The 2810-nt window shown below is 72.0% G+C and carries 4 protein-coding genes; 2 read left to right on the top strand and 2 right to left on the bottom strand.

What is annotated here, in order from left to right:
- Positions 1-1383: DUF3418 domain-containing protein (locus AB0G02_RS34090; RefSeq protein ID WP_360802663.1), on the top strand; the 1383-nt coding region annotated here is incomplete at its 5' end.
- Between the two features lie 37 nt (positions 1384-1420).
- On the opposite strand, the gene AB0G02_RS34085 is transcribed toward AB0G02_RS34090, so the two are convergent.
- Both AB0G02_RS34085 and AB0G02_RS34080 read right to left on the bottom strand, forming a co-directional pair.
- Positions 1421-1906, bottom strand: a complete 486-nt coding sequence (locus AB0G02_RS34085; protein WP_360802660.1) for a MarR family transcriptional regulator — start codon at positions 1904-1906, stop codon at positions 1421-1423.
- Positions 1907-2112: 206 nt separating this feature from the next.
- Positions 2113-2601, bottom strand: coding sequence for a MarR family transcriptional regulator (locus AB0G02_RS34080; RefSeq protein WP_360802657.1), 489 nt, complete (start codon positions 2599-2601; stop codon positions 2113-2115).
- 58 nt (positions 2602-2659) lie between these two features.
- On the opposite strand from AB0G02_RS34080, the gene AB0G02_RS34075 reads away from it, so the two are divergent.
- A partial coding sequence (locus AB0G02_RS34075) for an NAD-dependent epimerase/dehydratase family protein (RefSeq protein ID WP_360802666.1) occupies positions 2660-2810 on the top strand: 151 nt, incomplete at its 3' end.

Genomic DNA, 2810 nt, shown 5'->3' with positions numbered 1-2810 from the left:
ATCGAACGCGCCGCCATCTCGCCCGACCCCAACCCCGACGAACTGCGCCGCGGCGGCCTCACCCTCCCGCTGACCTACCGGTTCGAACCCGGCACCGCCGTCGACGGCGTCACCGTCAAGCTGCCCCTGCCCGCCCTGACCACTCTGCCCGACGACTCGCTGTCCTGGCAGGTGCCCGGCCAGCGCACCGAACTCGTCGTCGCGCTCATCCGCTCGCTGCCCAAACCGGTGCGCCGCAACTTCGTGCCCGTGCCCGACGTCGCCGCCGCCGCCCTGACCGGCATCGACCCCGACGAACCGCTGCTGCCCGCCCTGGAACGCCAACTGCGCACGTTGACCGGCGTCGTCGTGTCCCGCGACCAGTGGCAGCTCGACCAGGTCCCCGAACACCTCAAGCTCACGTTCAGGATCGTCGACGAGAACGACCGCGAACTCGCCCAGGGCAAGGACCTCGCCGCCCTCAAGGCCCAACTGCGCGGGCAGCTGCGCGAAACCCTCGCCGCCGCCGCGAGCAACCTCGCCCGCACCGGCCTGACCACCTGGGACATCGGTGACCTGCCCCGCACCGTGCAGCGGCAGCGGTCCGGCATCGTCGTCACCGCCTACCCCGCCCTGGTCGACAAGGGCGACACCGTCGCGGTGGAGATCCTCGACACCCCCGGCCGCCAACGCCAGGCCATGTGGCGCGGCACCCGCCGACTGCTGCTGCTCAACACCCCCTCACCGGTCAAGACCCTGCAACGCGGCCTGAACAACGCCGAGAAGCTCGCCCTCACCCGCAACCCCCACGGCGGCGTCGCACCCCTGCTGGCCGACTGCATCAACGCCGCCGTCGACAAGCTCCTGCGCGACGCCGGCGGACCCGCCTGGGACCAGGCCGCGTTCACCAAGCTCACCGACCACGTCCGCCGCGGCCTGGGCGAGACCACGTTCGACGTCGTGCACAAGGTCCGCCGCGTCCTGGAAGCCGCCCAGGACGTCGAACTGCGCGTCAACGCCGTGCGCGGCCCCGTGTTCGAGGAGTCCCTGGCCGACATCCGCGCCCAGTTCACCGGCCTGGTCCACGCGGGCTTCGTCACCGAAGCCGGCGCCGACCGGCTCGTCGACGTGCACCGCTACCTGCAGGGCATCTCCCGCAGGCTGGAGAAGCTGCCCGAGAACGTCCGCCGCGACCAGGAGTGGATGGACCGCGTCCACGCCGTGCACGCCGAGTACCGCGAACTGCGCGCCGCCCTGCCCGCCGACGAACCCCACGACGAACTCGACGACGTGCGCTGGATGATCGAGGAACTGCGGCTGAGCTACTTCGCCCAGACCATCGGCACCCGCTACACCGTCTCCGACAAGAGGATCTTCAAAGCCCTCGACGCCGTGCCCCGCTGACCCCGCCCCCGTCCGTCCCGGCGCGGGGGGACGGGGGCTACTCGCACCGTTCCAGCAACGCCCGCAACGCGTCGGCCACCACGACCTGCGTGTCCTCGTCCAACGGCTCCAGCAGCCGCGCGTAGTGCCGCATGTGCTCGGCCAGCATCCCGTCCACCACGACCCGGCCGCGATCGGTCAGCTTGATCCGCACCACCCGCCGGTCCGCCGCGTCCGGCACGCGCTCCACCAGGCCCTTGGCCTCCATCCGGTCGATCCGGTTGGTGATCGCGCCCGCCGTGACCAGCGACGCGGACAGGAACGCGCCCGCGGTCATGCCGTGCGGCGACCCCGCCCGCCGCAACGTGGTCAACACGTCGAACTCGCCCGGCTCCAGGTCGAACCGGCCCACGAAGTCCCGCAACTCCCGCTCCAGCAGCCGCGCCAACCGCGTCACCCGCGCCAGCACCGCCATCGGCGAGGTGTCCACGTCCGGTCGCTGCACCGACCACTGCGCCATCACCAGGTCCACCGCGTCGGCCATCACGCCCCCCGACGCCGCGACACCGGCGCACCGCACGACCCGCGACCCGCTCCCCGGATCCCCGCCGCGACGGCGGGCCCCCTCTTGATCCCCACGCACCCACGGTATGCGTGATCGACTTCCCGCGTGGCGGTCCGGGGGAAAACCGGCGTGACGGCCCAGCCACGCCCGCGCGCCCGGTGCAGCCGCGGCCTCCGGTCGCCGGCCTACTCCTGCGCCAACTCCTCCGTCGCCGCCCGCCCCAACGCCGTGGCCCGACGCAGGAAGTCCGCCACCACCGCCAGCTCCGCCTCGCCGTAACCCTCGAACAGCTCGTCCAACGACCGGTTCATCCCCGAGTACAGGCCGAACAGCTCCGCGTTGCGGTCCTTGAGCGCGTGCACCCACACCGCACGGCGGTCCGCCGCGTTCGGGTCGCGTTCCCGCGCCACCCACCCCGCCCGCTGCAACCGGTCCAGGACACCGGTCAACGTCGCCGGGTGCAGCCCCGCCAGCCGCGCCAACTCACCCGGCGTCACCGGACCGTGCCGGTGCACCAGCTCCAGGCAGTCCAGGTCGACGTCCTTGAGCTCCAACCGCCGCGACACCTGGTGGTTGAGCAGCGACAACTGGTTGCGCAGCTCGCGCAGCGCGTCCTTGATCAGGGTCACGGTCCGCCGCCGGTCCCGCCCACCCCCAGAACTTATGAAACTCATATGATATGGTCTCCGTATCGTATCCGATCCGCACGAAGTCTATCCGGGGGAACCAGCCATGACCGTCCTCGTCACCGGGGCGACCGGCACCGTCGGCCGCCACCTCGTCGCACTGCTCGACGAACCGGTGCGCGCCGTCAGCCGCCACCCGCACACCCCGCCCGCCGACCTGCCGCACGTGTCGTTCGTCGACGACGACCCCGCCCACC

The organism is Actinosynnema sp. NPDC023658 (assembly GCF_040639995.1).
Taxonomy (GTDB): domain Bacteria; phylum Actinomycetota; class Actinomycetes; order Mycobacteriales; family Pseudonocardiaceae; genus Actinosynnema.
This window is presented reverse-complemented; position numbering and strand designations above follow the sequence as displayed.